Source organism: Amycolatopsis sp. NPDC059027, assembly GCF_042739735.1.
In the GTDB taxonomy this organism is placed as follows: Bacteria; Actinomycetota; Actinomycetes; order Mycobacteriales; family Pseudonocardiaceae; genus Amycolatopsis.
Genome location: NZ_JBHYIK010000016.1, coordinates 28,059 through 41,173, shown reverse-complemented (window position 1 = coordinate 41,173; position 13,115 = coordinate 28,059). Strand labels below are relative to the sequence as shown.

General features: G+C 70.8%; 14 protein-coding genes. 8 read left to right on the top strand and 6 right to left on the bottom strand.

The features are described from left to right. Positions 1-49 precede the first annotated feature (49 nt). The gene (mgtA, locus tag ACFWY9_RS13460) at positions 50-2,689 is read right to left on the bottom strand and encodes a magnesium-translocating P-type ATPase (RefSeq protein WP_378323391.1); all 2,640 of its coding nucleotides are present in this window, start codon (positions 2,687-2,689) and stop codon (positions 50-52) included. 293 nt (positions 2,690-2,982) lie between these two features. Here mgtA and ACFWY9_RS13455 point away from each other — a divergent pair, with 293 nt between their 5' ends. The 3 genes from ACFWY9_RS13455 to ACFWY9_RS13445 are packed head-to-tail and all read left to right on the top strand — an operon-like array spanning position 2,983 to position 4,360. Further along, entirely contained in the window at positions 2,983-3,330 is a 348-nt protein-coding gene (locus ACFWY9_RS13455; RefSeq protein WP_378323390.1) for an ArsR/SmtB family transcription factor, read from the top strand. A 29-nt stretch (positions 3,331-3,359) separates the two neighbouring features. Next, positions 3,360-3,914, top strand: a complete 555-nt coding sequence (locus ACFWY9_RS13450; RefSeq protein ID WP_378323388.1) for an AAA family ATPase — start codon at positions 3,360-3,362, stop codon at positions 3,912-3,914. Further along, on the top strand, positions 3,911-4,360 hold the full coding sequence (locus ACFWY9_RS13445) for a GNAT family N-acetyltransferase (protein ID WP_378323387.1): 450 nt from the start codon (positions 3,911-3,913) through the stop codon (positions 4,358-4,360). The genes ACFWY9_RS13450 and ACFWY9_RS13445 overlap by 4 nt, the downstream gene beginning before the upstream one ends. Before the next feature lie 68 nt (positions 4,361-4,428). On the opposite strand, the gene ACFWY9_RS13440 is transcribed toward ACFWY9_RS13445, so the two are convergent. Both ACFWY9_RS13440 and ACFWY9_RS13435 read right to left on the bottom strand, forming a co-directional pair. Continuing rightward, positions 4,429-5,124: a methyltransferase gene (locus ACFWY9_RS13440; RefSeq protein WP_378323386.1), complete on the bottom strand. Its 696-nt coding sequence runs from the start codon at positions 5,122-5,124 to the stop codon at positions 4,429-4,431. Between the two features lie 8 nt (positions 5,125-5,132). Continuing rightward, positions 5,133-5,888: a cyclase family protein gene (locus tag ACFWY9_RS13435; RefSeq protein ID WP_378323385.1), complete on the bottom strand. Its 756-nt coding sequence runs from the start codon at positions 5,886-5,888 to the stop codon at positions 5,133-5,135. Between the two features lie 141 nt (positions 5,889-6,029). Between ACFWY9_RS13435 and ACFWY9_RS13430 the strand changes: the two genes are divergently transcribed. From ACFWY9_RS13430 to ACFWY9_RS13415, 4 genes are read left to right on the top strand one after another with little or no spacing between them, the layout of a single operon-like run. Continuing rightward, complete coding sequence (locus ACFWY9_RS13430; RefSeq protein WP_378323384.1) at positions 6,030-7,352, top strand: M20/M25/M40 family metallo-hydrolase; 1,323 nt, start codon at positions 6,030-6,032, stop codon at positions 7,350-7,352. Positions 7,353-7,373: 21 nt separating this feature from the next. Beyond that, complete coding sequence (locus tag ACFWY9_RS13425) at positions 7,374-8,258, top strand: alpha/beta fold hydrolase (RefSeq protein ID WP_378323383.1); 885 nt, start codon at positions 7,374-7,376, stop codon at positions 8,256-8,258. Positions 8,259-8,298: 40 nt separating this feature from the next. Then, positions 8,299-8,907 carry an ArsR/SmtB family transcription factor gene (locus ACFWY9_RS13420; RefSeq protein WP_378323382.1) on the top strand — a complete coding sequence of 203 codons (609 nt, stop codon included), beginning with the start codon at positions 8,299-8,301 and terminating at the stop codon, positions 8,905-8,907. After that, the gene (locus ACFWY9_RS13415; protein ID WP_378323380.1) at positions 8,907-9,653 is read left to right on the top strand and encodes an SRPBCC domain-containing protein; all 747 of its coding nucleotides are present in this window, start codon (positions 8,907-8,909) and stop codon (positions 9,651-9,653) included. Before ACFWY9_RS13420 ends, ACFWY9_RS13415 begins: the two co-directional genes overlap by 1 nt. A 59-nt stretch (positions 9,654-9,712) precedes the next feature. Here the strand turns inward: ACFWY9_RS13415 and ACFWY9_RS13410 are convergent, their stop codons facing one another. The 3 genes from ACFWY9_RS13410 to ACFWY9_RS13400 all read right to left on the bottom strand — a co-directional run bounded on the left by ACFWY9_RS13410 (position 9,713) and on the right by ACFWY9_RS13400 (position 12,036). Further along, positions 9,713-9,937: a DUF5703 family protein gene (locus ACFWY9_RS13410; RefSeq protein ID WP_378323378.1), complete on the bottom strand. Its 225-nt coding sequence runs from the start codon at positions 9,935-9,937 to the stop codon at positions 9,713-9,715. After that, the gene (locus tag ACFWY9_RS13405; RefSeq protein WP_378323377.1) at positions 9,934-10,947 is read right to left on the bottom strand and encodes a YncE family protein; all 1,014 of its coding nucleotides are present in this window, start codon (positions 10,945-10,947) and stop codon (positions 9,934-9,936) included. Before ACFWY9_RS13405 ends, ACFWY9_RS13410 begins: the two co-directional genes overlap by 4 nt. 120 nt (positions 10,948-11,067) lie before the next feature. Beyond that, positions 11,068-12,036 carry an aldo/keto reductase gene (locus tag ACFWY9_RS13400; RefSeq protein ID WP_378323376.1) on the bottom strand — a complete coding sequence of 323 codons (969 nt, stop codon included), beginning with the start codon at positions 12,034-12,036 and terminating at the stop codon, positions 11,068-11,070. A 149-nt stretch (positions 12,037-12,185) separates the two neighbouring features. Here ACFWY9_RS13400 and ACFWY9_RS13395 point away from each other — a divergent pair, with 149 nt between their 5' ends. Further along, entirely contained in the window at positions 12,186-13,028 is an 843-nt protein-coding gene (locus tag ACFWY9_RS13395; RefSeq protein ID WP_378323374.1) for an undecaprenyl-diphosphate phosphatase, read from the top strand. Positions 13,029-13,115 lie beyond the last annotated feature (87 nt).

The window sequence follows — 13,115 nt, the reverse complement described above, 5'->3', positions numbered from 1 at the left end:
GATCCGATGTGGACTGTTCGGTGTGGAGGGAGTGGTCAGCCGGGCGGCGTTACCACCACGTGCCCGACGATCGGCGCAGCCAGATCCGTTTGACCAGGTGCGCGGCGAGCAGGTAGCCGAGAACCAGCGGGAACAGCCAGAGCAGGTACCCGGCGGGTGGCGGGGTCAGGCGCAGCGCGTCGGCGAGCGGCGGCAGGGTGAGCGCGATCCCGGTCAGTGCGGCGGCCGCGGTCGCCCACACCACGGCGGTGGCGGGCGGCGTGCCGCGCAGCGGGGCCGCGGTCCGGAGCACGAGGACCACGAGCAGCTGGGTGAGCAGGCCCTCGACGAACCAGCCGGTCTGGAACACCGCCGGATGCCCGCCCGCGTCGAACACCCACCACAGCACGGCGAACGTGGTGAGGTCGAACAGCGAGCTGAGCGGACCGAACACCAGCATGAACCGGACCATGCCCTTGGCGTCCCAGCGACGGGGCTTCGCGAGGTACCCGCGATCGACGCGGTCCCACGGCAGCGCGAGCTGCGCCCCGTCGTAGAGCAGGTTCTGCACCACGAGCTGGATCGGCAGGATGGGCAGGAACGGCAGGAACAACGCGGCCAGGACGACGGTCAGCACGTTGCCGAAGTTCTGCCCGGCGGTGATGTGGACGTACTTGAGCGTGTTGCCGAGCGTCCGCCTGCCCTCGACCACACCGCGCGCGAGCACGCCGAGATCGCGGTCGAGCAGGATCAGGTCGGCGGCGTCCTTCGCCACCGCGGTGGCGGTGTCCGGGGCGATGCCGACGTCGGCGGTGCGCAGTGCGGGCCCGTCGTTGACGCCGTCGCCGAGGAAGCCGACGGCGTGCCCGGCGGTCTTGAGCGCGGCCACGATCCTGGCCTTGTGCGCCGGGGTGAGCTTCGCGAACACCGTGGTCTTCGCGACGAGTTCGCGCAGCGCGGCGTCGTCGGCCTCGTCGATCTCGTGGCCCAGCACGATTTCCCCGACCGGGATCCCGGCCAGCGCCGCCACCTGCGCGGCGACGTACCGGTTGTCCCCGGTGAGGAGCTTGAGCGCGACGCCGTGCCGCTGGAGCGAACGCACCGCGTCGGCGGCGTCGTCACGGACCGGGTCGACGAACCCCACGAACCCGACGAGGACGAGGTTCTGTTCGTCCTCCTCGGTGTACGGGACGAACCGGGCCTCGCCCTGTTTCGCGGCGACCGCGAGGACGCGCATCCCGTTCTGGGCGTAACCGCGGACGACGTCGGCGGCCTGCGCGCGTTCGGCCTTGCCGAGTTCCACGATCGCGCCCGATTCCCGCGCGTGCGTGCAGCGGGACAGGACGTCGTCGGGGTCGCCCTTGGTGATCAGCAGGTGCCCGTCCTCCGGGCCGCGCAGGATGACCGTGGAGCGGCGCCGGGCCGGGTCGAACGCGATCTCGTCGACGGGCGAGAACATCGCGTCGGCGAGCAGGGCGTCCTCGGGATCGGCGAGCTGTTCGAGGATGGCCTCGTCGAGGCGGTTGTGCGGGAAGTCCTGGAACTGCACGGCAAGGCAGGCGTACTCGGCGGCCTCGCCGTCCGGCCGCCCGGCGAGATCGACGCTGTGTGCGTAGGCGACGCGGTCCTCGGTGAGGGTTCCGGTCTTGTCGACGCACAGCACGTCCATCGCGCCGAGGTCCTGGATGGCGTTGAGCCGCTTGACGATGACCTTGCGCCGGGACAGCCGGGACGCGCCGCGCGCGAGGTTCGTGGTGACGATGACCGGCAGCATCTCCGGGGTGAGGCCGACCGCGACCGCGGCGGCGAACATCACGGCCTGCGGCCAGTCCCCGGAGACCGTCCCGCTGATCACCAGCACGATCGGGACCATGACGAGCATGAAGCGGATCAGCGTCCACCCGACCGCGCGGACGCCGAGGTCGAAGCTCGACACCGCGCGCGGTGTCGCCGTCGCGCGGGCGAGTGAGCCGGAGTAGGTGTGCGCCCCGGTGGCGATCACGACGGCGGTGGCGCTGCCGGACACCACCGACGTCCCGGCGAAGCACAGCGACGGCGCGTCGACGAGGCCGGGCCGGTCCACCGCGCGGAGCCGGCGCGGACGCGGTGAGGGGACACGCTTGGCGACCGGCAGGCCCTCGCCGGAGAGCGCGGACTGGTCCACGACGAGGTCGGATGCCGCCACGACACGCAGGTCGGCCGGCACGATGTCGCCGGGGCCGAGCCGGACGACGTCGCCGGGAACGAGGTCCGACGGCGGTACCTCGCGGTCGAGGGGCGGGAGCGTCGCGTCACCGCGGCGGCGGACGGTGACGGTGGTGCCGACCTGCCCGAGCAGCGCGCGGACGGCGCGGTCGGAGCGGGTGTGCTGCCAGAACCGCAGCACCACGCTGAGCGTGACCATGATCGCGACGGTGATCGTGCCGCGCAGGTCGCCGAGGACGACGAAGACGACGCCAAGTCCGGTCAGCAGTGCGACGAACGGGCTGCGGACGGCGTCGAGCACGTGCGCGGCGAGACCGTGTCCTGCGGTCGTGGGCTCGGTGTTGTCACCGTGGCGGCTCAGCCGTTCCTCGGCTTCGGTTTCGGTGAGACCCTTCGGAGAGCTTTCGAGGCTCTGGAACACGGTCAGCACCGGTGCGTCGGCGAGGTCGGCCAGCCGCGCGTCGCCGTGGGGGCGGGTCACGGGGGCGGGGGAGGTACGCACCATGAGAACGGTCCTGTCGGTGGAGGTGGCTGCCGTGCTGACAACGTTGTCTTCCACGCGGACCGTGTGCGGTTACCGGGATGCTCCCGGTTCCGGCCGGTGTTCCGCGTGGCCGCTGGGACTACTTCCTTCGCCGGTCACCCGGCTCACCTCCTTCCGCGCTCGACGCGCAACCCGATCGCGGCCCCGGTGGGCGCGACCGGTAACAGTAGACCGGACCACGACCTCTCAGTCAAACACTTGCGCAAGTGTTGGGTGCTAGGTCACCCTGGGAGCGTCACTCGAAAGGATGTCCTTTGCCAGTCCGATCCCTGCCCGACCCGCCGGGCGCGCTGCCGCCCGGGGTACTCCAGGACGCCGCGGCCACGTTCGGCCTGCTCTCGGCGACCGTACGCCTGCAGCTGGTGTGGCTGCTGGCCTCGGGAGAGCGCGACGTCGGGACGCTGGCCGGGGAGGTCGGGCAGAGCGTGCCGACGGTCAGCCACCACCTCGCGAAACTCAAGCTCGCCGGCCTCGTGCGGTCGCGGCGGGAAGGCAAGCGGCAGGTCTACCTCGTCGACGATCCCCGCGTCGTCGAGTTGGTGAAGCTCGCCGTGGCGCACCACGGCGTGGAGGCGGACGGCGGGCTCGGAGCGCTGGGCTGAGCGTTTCCCGGATGTGGTACTGCTAACGCGTGAGTTCCTCGCGTTCTCCCCACGAGCAAGCCGTCGTGCTCCTGACCGGGATTCAGGCCTCGGGGAAGTCGACCGTGGCCCAGCTGCTCGCCGAACGGCTGACGCGGTCCGCGCACGTACGGGGTGATCTGTTCCGGCGCATGGTGGTCGGCGGGCGCGCCGAGATGACGCCCGAGCCGTCCGGGGAAGCGGTGCGGCAGCTGCGGCTTCGTCATCGGCTGACGGCCATGGCCTGCGACGAGTACTTCCGCGACGGGTTCACCGTCGTCGCCCAGGACGTGGTCCTCGGCGAGCACCTCGCGGAGACCGCGGCCCTGATCACCGCGCGGCCGTTGCTGGTCGTGGTGCTCGCCCCGGCCGTCGAGGCGGTCGCCGCGCGCGAGCGGGCCCGGTCGAAGGACGCCTACGACGAATGGTCGATTGTCGCGCTGGACAAGGCTTTGCGGGACGAGACGCCGCGGCTCGGGCTGTGGCTGGACACCTCGGACCAGACCCCGGAGGAGACCGTGGACGAGATTCTGGGTCGAGCGTGGACGGAGGCGAGGGTGTCGTGAGCGACGCCGGGGGAGTGCGGGTCGCGCTGCGGCAGACCACCGTCGCCGACGCCGAATACTGTTTTCGCCTGCACGAGGACACACTCGGCCCGTACGTTGACCGGATCTGGGGCTGGGACGAGGCCGAGCAGCGCGCCCGGTTCGCGTTCAGCGCGGCGAGGACGCAGATCATCACCGCGGACGGGATCGACGCCGGTTCGTTGATCGTCGAAACCCGGCCGGAGGAGATCTACCTCGGACGGATCGAGATCCATCCGGACTACCAGTCGCGGGGAATCGGCGGGCACGTCGTCCGGACGCTGGTGGCGCAGGCGACGGAGCGTGGCCTTCCGGTCGTCCTCGATGTGCTGGCGGTCAACGTCCGGGCGAAGGCGTTCTACGAGCGGCTCGGCTTCGTCGAGATCGGACGGCCTGCTGAGCACAAGATCCGCTTGCGCCACGGCTGACGTGCGCGGCGGAAGATCTCGCGTGATCAGCGGGAGATCTCGTGTGATGGGAAGGAGATCTCGCGTGATCAGGCGGGGTGCAGCTCCAGGAGCTGGAGGGTCACCGGGTCGTCGAGATCCAGGCGTTCGGTGCGCAGGACTTCGATGGCGAGGCCGAGTTCCGAACACAGGCGCCGCAACGACTTCCAGCTGCCGATGTCGCTGAAGCCGAGCAGGAGACGTCCACCCGCGGCGAGCCTGCCGGGCGCTTCGGCCAGGAAACGCCGGTGTGCCCGGAAACCCGGATCGTAGAACGCGTGGTGCAGTTCGGTCTCATTCACCGCGTCGGGCGCGGTCTCCACGAAATTGGAGTTCCAGAAGATCAGGTCGAACCGGTCGGATTCGTCCAGCGCGTCGAACAGGTCCCCGTGGCGGGCGGTGACGATCCCGGCGACACCGTGGAGTTCGGCGTTGCGGCGGGTGTTTTCCACGGCGGCGCGAGAGATGTCGACGGCGGTCACCGACGCGCAGCCCGAACGTGCCGCGAGGACGGCGGTGACTCCGGCGCCGCAACCGATTTCCAGGAAACGACCGCCCGCGGGGTAGGGGAGCCACGTCGTGAAAATCCGCGTGGCCGGCGTGACGGCGGGGGAGAAGACGCCGTCCAGCAGCACCCATTCCTTTTCCAACAGGGTGAAGGAACCCTGCCTGTCGGGGTCCTCGGTGTTGCGCCGGAAGAGTTCCTCGACGCGCCGGCGCGTCCGCTCCGTCTCGAAATCGTCCACAATGCACATTAGCGTTCGATCAGCGCGAGAACCCGAGCCGGGCTGCCCGAGCCGCCCACGATCGGCAGCGGCGCGGCCACCACGACCGCACCCGTCGCGGGCAGGCGGTCGAGATTGCGCAGCTGGGTCAGGCCGTACTTCCCGGCGCCGTGGAAGTACCAGTGACACGGGAACGGCGGCTCGAACAGCGCGGCGGCGCCCGCGTCGGTGCCGATGGTCTCGACGCCGATGCCGAGCACCGGCGTTTCCTCGGCAAGCCATTTCGCGCAGTCGACGTCGACGCCGGGCGAGCTGCCGTCGTTGTGGAACTCCTCGGGTGCGCGTTCCGCCCAGCCTGTCCGGTACAGCAGCCAGCCGTTCTCCGGCAGCGGTCCGTGTTCGTCCATCCAGTCTTCGACGTCTTCGCGCCGGAGCAGGAAATCGGGATCGGCCGCCACCTGCGAGGTGAAGTCGAGCACCACGGCGGGACCGGCGAGCCGACCGGGCGGGACACTGGCGACGTCGTCGAGATCCTTGCCGGACAGCCAGTGCGCCGGGGCGTCGAAATGCGTGCCGGTGTGTTCGGACAGCCGCAGGTTGTTCCAGTAGAACGCGGGGCCCGCCTCGTCGTAGCGGCTGATGACCTCGCGGCTGAACGACCACGGCTGCCCCCATTCGGGTGGCAGCTGGATGACCGGTGTCCGTTCGGACAGCGGGGTGGTGAGATCGACCACCTCGACCGTCCCGCTCGCCAGTCCCGCCACCAGTTCGCCGAGTATCGCCATCCGCCGCCCCTTCGCTCGCCCGCACCGAGCATGTCGGGAACTCCCCGCGTGGTCCAGGGCCGGAGGGGTGGCGTTCGGGGCGGGTGTCCCGGCCGGTGCGACCGCCGCGCCGCACCCCTGCGGGAATGATAGGAATGCGAGGTGAGTGAACCGAATCTGATCGAAGCCGCCGCGGACGAGGCCGTCACGCTGACCAGCGAGCTCCTCCGCATCGACACCACCAACACCGGCGACCCGGAGACCCTGGTCGGCGAGCGCGCCGCCGCCGAGTACGTCGCGGAGAAGCTCACCGACGCCGGATACGAGATCACCTACGTCGAGTCCGGCGGCAAGAACCGGCACAACGTCTTCGTCCGGCTGCCCGGCGCGGACCCGAGCCGCGGCGCGCTGCTCATCCACGGGCACCTCGACGTCGTGCCCGCCGATCCGTCGGAATGGTCGGTCCACCCGTTCTCCGGCGCGGTGCAGGACGACTACGTCTGGGGCCGCGGCGCGGTCGACATGAAGGACATGGTCGGCATGTCCCTCGCGCTCGCCCGGCACTACAAGATCAACAACATCGTGCCGCCGCGTGACCTCGTGTTCGCGTTCCTCGCCGACGAGGAGGCGGGCGGCACCTACGGCGCGCAGTGGCTGGTGGACAACCGGCCGGAGCTGTTCGAGGGCGTCACGGAGGCGATCAGCGAGGTCGGCGGGTTCTCCATCACGCTCAAGGACAACGTCCGCACCTACCTGATCGAGACCGCGGAAAAGGGCATCCGCTGGATGAAGCTGCGGGTGCGTGGCACGGCGGGGCACGGCTCGATGATCCACCGCGACAACGCCGTCACGAAGTTGTCGGAGGCGGTCGCGCGGCTGGGCAACCACCGGTTCCCGTTGGTGCTCACCGATTCCGTGAAGGAGTTCCTGGCGGGCGTCACCGAGATCACCGGCTGGGACTTCCCCGAGGACGACCTCGAGGGCTCGGTGGCGAAGCTGGGCAACATCTCCCGCATGATCGGCGCGACCCTGCGGGACACGGCGAACCCGACCATGCTCACCGCGGGCTACAAGTCGAACGTCATCCCGTCGGTCGCCGAGGCAGCGGTGGACTGCCGGATCCTGCCCGGCAGGCTGGACGCGTTCAATCGTGAGCTCGACGAGATCCTCGGCCCGGACATCGAGAAGGAGTGGCTGGAGCTGCCGCCGGTCGAGACGACGTTCGACGGCGCGCTGGTCGACGCGATGACCGCCGCGGTGCTGGCCGAGGACCCCGGCGCGCGCACGCTGCCGTACATGCTTTCCGGCGGTACGGACGCGAAGTCGTTCCAGAAGCTGGGGATCCGGAACTTCGGGTTCGCGCCGCTGCAGCTGCCCGCCGATCTGGACTTCTCGGCGCTGTTCCACGGTGTCGACGAGCGGGTGCCGGTGGACGCGCTGAAGTTCGGCACGCGCGTGCTCGACCGGTTCCTCCGTTCTTCCTGAGGGACACGGGAAACCGCCGCGATGGCCGATTTCGTGCTGGCCGACGGGACGCCGCTGAGCCTCGTGCGCAGGGGCGATCCCGTCGCGCCGGTCACCGTCGTGCTGGCGCACGGGTACGCGCTGGACCAGCGGTGCTGGGGCCGGATCGCGCCGGTGCTCCCGGACGCCGTCGAGCAGCCGGTCGCGGTGCTGACCTACGACCACCGCGGCCACGGCGAATCGGGCCGCGCGACGCGCGCGACCGCCACGATGGCGCAGCTCGGCGACGATCTGGCCGAGATCGTCGAACGGGCCGTGCCCGAGGGCAGGGTGATCCTGGCCGGGCACGACATGGGCGGGCTGGCGATCATGTCGCTGACCCAGCGCCACCACGCCCTGTTCGCCGAACGCGTGGCGGGAGTGGTGCTGCTGGGCACCTCGTCGGGCGGGCTGGCGACGGAGGCGTCCGCCGCCTGGCCGAACGCGCTGGGCAGGCTCGCGCGTGATCTGGAAATGGTGCTGGGTTCGAAGATCTTCGGGCTGGTCCGGGACCACACCAGCCGCGCGGTCAGTGCCGGGCTGCGCTGGTGGCTGTTCGGCGACGACCCCGACCCGGAACAGGTCGAGCTGACCGTGAAGATGATCCGCGGCAACTGGCCGCACACCGTGTCGCTGTTCCGGCCGGCGCTCGACGCGTACGCGCGGGAAGCGGCGCTCGCGCTCGTCGGCGACCTCCCGGTGATCGCGATGGTGGGCGAGCGGGACCGGATCGTGTCCGCTTCCGATGTCGAGGATCTGGTGCGGGGCTTGGAAAACGGCTCGGCGATCGTGCTTCCCGGCGCGGGGCACGTCCTCCCGCTGGAGGCGTCGGCGCAGGTGCTGCCCCGGATCGCCGCGCTGGTGCACGAGACCTACCGACAACTCTAGCCTTCTTGACAACTTCTCTGTTCGGCTCGACGATGGTGCCATGTTTCCCGTGGCGGTGATCGAAGACGCGGCGGCGGCCGAGGTGTCGCTGGACCCGGTGCGTGCGCGGCTGCTGGCCGAACTGGCCCAGCCCGCGTCGGCGACGATGCTGGCGGCGCGGGTCGACCTGCCCCGCCAGAAGGTCAACTACCACCTGCGCGCGCTTGAAAAGCACGGGCTCGTCGAGCTGGTGGAGGAGCGGCGCAAGGGCAACGTCACCGAGCGGATGATGCGCGCGACGGCGTCCTCGTACGTCATTTCGCCGACCGCGCTGGCCGCCGTCCAGCCGGACCCGGCGCAGTCCCCGGACCGGCTTTCCGCGCGCTGGCTACTGGCCGTGGCCGGACGCCTGGTACGCGACGTCGGGATCCTGATCACCGGGGCGGCGAAGGCCCGCAAACGTGTCGCGACTTTCGCGCTGGACGGCGAAGTCCGCTTCGCTTCGGCGGCCGACCGCGCGGCGTTCGCCGAGGAGCTCACCACCGCCGTCACCGCACTGGTGAGCAAATACCACGACGAAAAGGCCGAGAAGGGCCGGAGTCACCGCGTCGTCGTCGCGGTGCATCCCAGCGTCCCCGATGCTCCCGAGACCACGGGTGAGGAATCCTGATGGGCCACGAATTCGAGCTGACCGAACAGGCCGAGGTCGACGCGACCCCCGAGCAGGTGTGGGACGCGATCGCGACCGGGCCGGGGATCGACTCGTGGTTCATGGGCCGCAACGAGGTCGACGCGGGGGAGGGCGGCACGGTCCGGACGGCGTTCGCGGCGTACCGGCCCGAGCACCGCATCACCGGCTGGGACCCGCTGGAAAGGCTGGTCTACGGCGGAGAACCCGCTCCGGACGGCCGGTTCGTCGCCTACGAGTTCCTGATCGAGGGGCGCGAGGGCGGCAGCTCGGTCGTCCGCTGTGTCACGAGCGGGTTCCTGCCGGGCGACGACTGGGAGGACGAGTTCGAGATGATGTCGGTGGGCGGGGCGTTCTTCTTCCGCACGCTGGCCGAATACCTCACGCACTTCGCCGGACGGCATGCCGTGCCGGTCACGGCTTTCGGGCCACCGGTGCCGGACTGGGAAGCCGCGTGGACGAGGCTGGGCGCGGCGCTCGGGCTCGCCACGCGGCCGTCGGCCGGGGACGCCGTGCGGTTCGAGATCGGCGGGAAACCGGTCGAGGGCGTCGTCTACGCGGTGGACACGCACAACGTCGGCGTCCGGACCTCCGACGCGCTTTACCGCTTCCTGGAAGGCTTTCGGGGCCCGATGGTCGCCTCGCACCACGTGTTCGCACCCGGTACGGACGCCTCAGCCGCCGAGACGCTCTGGCAGGACTGGCTGAAGGGGACTTTCCTCTCGTAACACGCGCTGAAGGGCGCTTTCGTCGCATCCGATGCGAGGAAAGTCCCCTTCAGCCCAGGTCACGTGATCAGGGGGAGTCCGGCCAGCGCGGGCTGGCGCTTGCGCCGGAGCCAGATGCGGCGGGAGCCGTCGGCGTAGAGCCGGACCGTGGACAGCTCCCACCCGGCGAACTCCGCGTGGATCGAGAGCTGGGTAGCCGCCGCGCGCCGGGAGACCCCGGGGGGCAGGCGCAGGCGGCGGTACTCCCAGTCCCCTTCGACCACCGCCTCGTCGACCGTCGTCATGGCTGGATCACCTGTATCCCTTCTCCGGCGGCCGAACCGACGAACACACGGCCGTCCTGGTCGTCGACACTGACCGAGTCGGGCTGGCGCACGGTCGGGAACCGGAACTTCTCCACCGGTTCGCCGCCGCGGACGTCGAACCCGACCACCTCGTTGCGGCCGGTGAGCGTGACCCATGCGAGGTGACGCTTGCCGTCGTAAGTGATGCCGTAGATCCCGCCGGGCACCGGATAGCGCTGCCGCAGCAGCAGCGGGTCCGCCGAGAACGCGAGCAGCGCCCCGGCCCGCGCGTCGGTGACCAGCACGCGGCCGTAGTCGTCGGCGACGGCGTTGGCGGCGCCGTCCCCGGCCCGCAGGCCGGCACCGAGCTTGCCCGCGCCGACGTCGACCGAGAGCAGCGCGGTCCGCAGGCGGTCCAGCACGACGACGCCGGTGCCGGTGGGCACGACGTCGTCGGCGCTGTAGAGGTCGCCGGTGATGGTCTTGGTGACCTTGCCGTCGACGAGCACGTCGATCGCCTTGCGATCACGCACCGCGACCAGCGTCTGCGGCCCGTCGGCGACGCCCGCGGCGGGCTGCCCGGTGATCGGCGTCGTGGTCAGCTGTCCGCTGGGCAGCGCGACACGGGCGAGCAGGCCCTTCGCCGGAATGCTCGCCAGGACCTGACCGGGCGAGGTGGTGAGCCGCTCGGCGGGCCCGGGCAGCGCGATCGTGGCCTTCTCGACCGGCGCAGCGCCGACGTCGAAGATCTTCAGCGAGGGCGGCTGCGCGAACGCGACGACCAGGCTGTGGCTGGACGCGTCGGCGGCCATGGCCGAGACCGCCGGCGCCGCCAGGACCTGACCCGCGGGTTTGGCGGTCACCGCCGGGGACGGCGCGGCCGTGGCGGCCACCGGGTTCGCGACGACCTGGAGGCTGTCGGCCTGCTGCTTGCCCGAGGAACATCCGGTCAGCACGAGGACACCGGCGAGCGGGATCGCGATCCGTGACACGGCGGCGCGCCGACTCACGTTGGTGCCTCCAGCTGTTCCTCGGCGGACGGTTCCGTCCAGCATGCTCCACCTTGCCCTGTGCGTCACGTGCGCGTCACCCAACGGTCATCCAAGCCACAACCTGATCGACACCCGGGGTCACCGCGGCCAGCGCTCCGGGTAACCGAATTCGAGCGTGCTGACGTCGTCGAGCGCCGACCGGATCGCGGGCGGCAGGGTGATCTCCTCGGCCGCGAGCGAGCCGGTGAGCTGCCCGGTGTCGCGGGCGCCGACGACCGGCGCGACCATGCCGGGCCGGTCGCGGACCCAGGCCAGCGCGACGGCCAGCGGAGACGTCCCGAGCCCGTCCGCCGCGGTGGCGACCGCCTGCACGATCCGCGCCGCGCGGTCGGTCCGGTGGTGCTCGACATACCCGGCGAAAACGCTGGACGCCCCGCGCGAGTCGGCGGGCGTGCCGGTGCGGTACTTGCCGGTCAGCACGCCACGGCCCAGCGGGGCCCAGGCGAGCAGCCCGATGCCGTGGTGCTCGGCGGCGGGCACGACCTCGCGCTCGACACCGCGTTCCAGCAGCGAGTACTCCACCTGGGTGGACACGATCGGCGCGATCGTGCCCGCCCGCGCCGCGGCGGTGGCCAGCTGCCAGCCCGCGTAGTTCGAGACCCCGACGTAGCGGGCCTTGCCGCTGGTGACGGCGTACTCGAGGGCCGCGAGGGTCTCCTCGATCGGGACCGTGGCGTCCCAGGCGTGGAGCTGCCACAGGTCGAGGTGGTCGGTGCCGAGGCGGCGCAGCGAACCGTCGAGCGCGGTCAGCAGCGCGCCACGGGACGCGCCGCCGCCGAACGGGCCTTCGGTGCGCCGGGCGACGGCCTTCGTGGCCACGACGACGTCCTCACGCGGGACGAGATCGCCCAGCAGCGAACCGAGTATCCGTTCGCCCTCGCCCTCGCTGTAGATGTCCGCGGTGTCCACCAGCGTGCCGCCCGCGTCGACGAAGGCCACCAGCTGGCTGGCCGCCTCCTCGGCGTCGGTGTCACCGCCCCAGGTCATCGTGCCGAGGGCCATCCGCGAGACACGCAGTCCCGAACGGCCGAGCTGTCGCTTTTCCACGACCCGCGAGCCTAGCCGCAGGGCCTCCCGTTACTTGACCAAGGTGAGCACGTGTCGCCCCACGTGCGCCCGTTAGGGTCTGCGCTCGTGCGAATCGGACGAAACCTGGCACCGGCGGAACAGGCGATCGAACTGGCGGGGGTGGGCTGATGGGGTGGTTCGAGGCGCTCGTACTCGGCCTCGTCCAGGGGCTGACCGAGTTCCTGCCGATCTCCTCCAGCGCGCACCTGCGCATCACCGCGGCGCTCGCGGGCTGGGACGACCCCGGCGCGGCGTTCACCGCGGTCACCCAGATCGGCACGGAGCTCGCGGTCATCCTGTACTTCGGGAAGAAGATCGGCCGGATCCTGATGGCCTGGTTCTTCTCGCTGTACAAGAAGGAATGGCGGCAGGACCCGGACGCGCGGCTGGGCTGGCTGATCATCGTGGGCTCGCTGCCGATCGTGGTGCTCGGCCTGCTGCTGCAGGACGCCATCGACCGCTCGTTCCGCGACCTGCGCATCACCGCGACGACACTGATCGTGTTCGGCCTCATCCTGCTGGTCGCCGACCGGGTGGCGAAACAGCGGCGGAACCTCGACCACCTCACCGTGCCGCACGGCCTCGGCTTCGGGTTCGCGCAGGCGCTGGCGCTGATCCCCGGCGTGTCGCGCTCCGGTGGGACGACCAGCGCCGGACTGTTGATGGGCTACACCCGCGCGGACGCCGCCGAGTACTCGTTCCTGCTCGCGGTGCCCGCGGTGTTCGGCTCGGGGCTGTACAAGCTGACCGACATCGGCAAGAACGGCGAGACGGCGCAGTGGGGGCCGACGATCCTCGCGACACTGGTCGCGTTCGGCGTGGGGTACCTCGTGATCGCCTGGCTGATGGCCTACATCAAGAAGCGCAGCTTCGTGCCCTTCGTGGTGTACCGCGTCGCGCTCGGCCTCATCCTGTTCCTGCTGATCTTCACCGGCGTCCTCGACCCGAACGCCGGTCCCGCCCACACCTGATCCGATGGTCCGTGAAGGCCTCCTTACCGGCGCTGGGGGCCGGTAAGGAGTCCATCACGGCGTACGTCCCTGTGATCCGCCCGGAGT

Bases quoted from the DNA above. Each gene is read 5' to 3' on its own strand.
- mgtA (WP_378323391.1), bottom strand. From the start codon at position 2,689: ATGGTGCGTACCTCCCCCGCCCCCGTGACCCGCCCCCACGGCGACGCG.
- ACFWY9_RS13435 (WP_378323385.1), bottom strand. From the start codon at position 5,888: ATGGCGATACTCGGCGAACTGGTGGCGGGACTGGCGAGCGGGACGGTC.
- ACFWY9_RS13425 (WP_378323383.1), top strand. From the start codon at position 7,374: ATGGCCGATTTCGTGCTGGCCGACGGGACGCCGCTGAGCCTCGTGCGC.
- ACFWY9_RS13420 (WP_378323382.1), top strand. From the start codon at position 8,299: ATGTTTCCCGTGGCGGTGATCGAAGACGCGGCGGCGGCCGAGGTGTCG.
- ACFWY9_RS13415 (WP_378323380.1), top strand. From the start codon at position 8,907: ATGGGCCACGAATTCGAGCTGACCGAACAGGCCGAGGTCGACGCGACC.
- ACFWY9_RS13410 (WP_378323378.1), bottom strand. From the start codon at position 9,937: ATGACGACGGTCGACGAGGCGGTGGTCGAAGGGGACTGGGAGTACCGC.
- ACFWY9_RS13395 (WP_378323374.1), top strand. From the start codon at position 12,186: ATGGGGTGGTTCGAGGCGCTCGTACTCGGCCTCGTCCAGGGGCTGACC.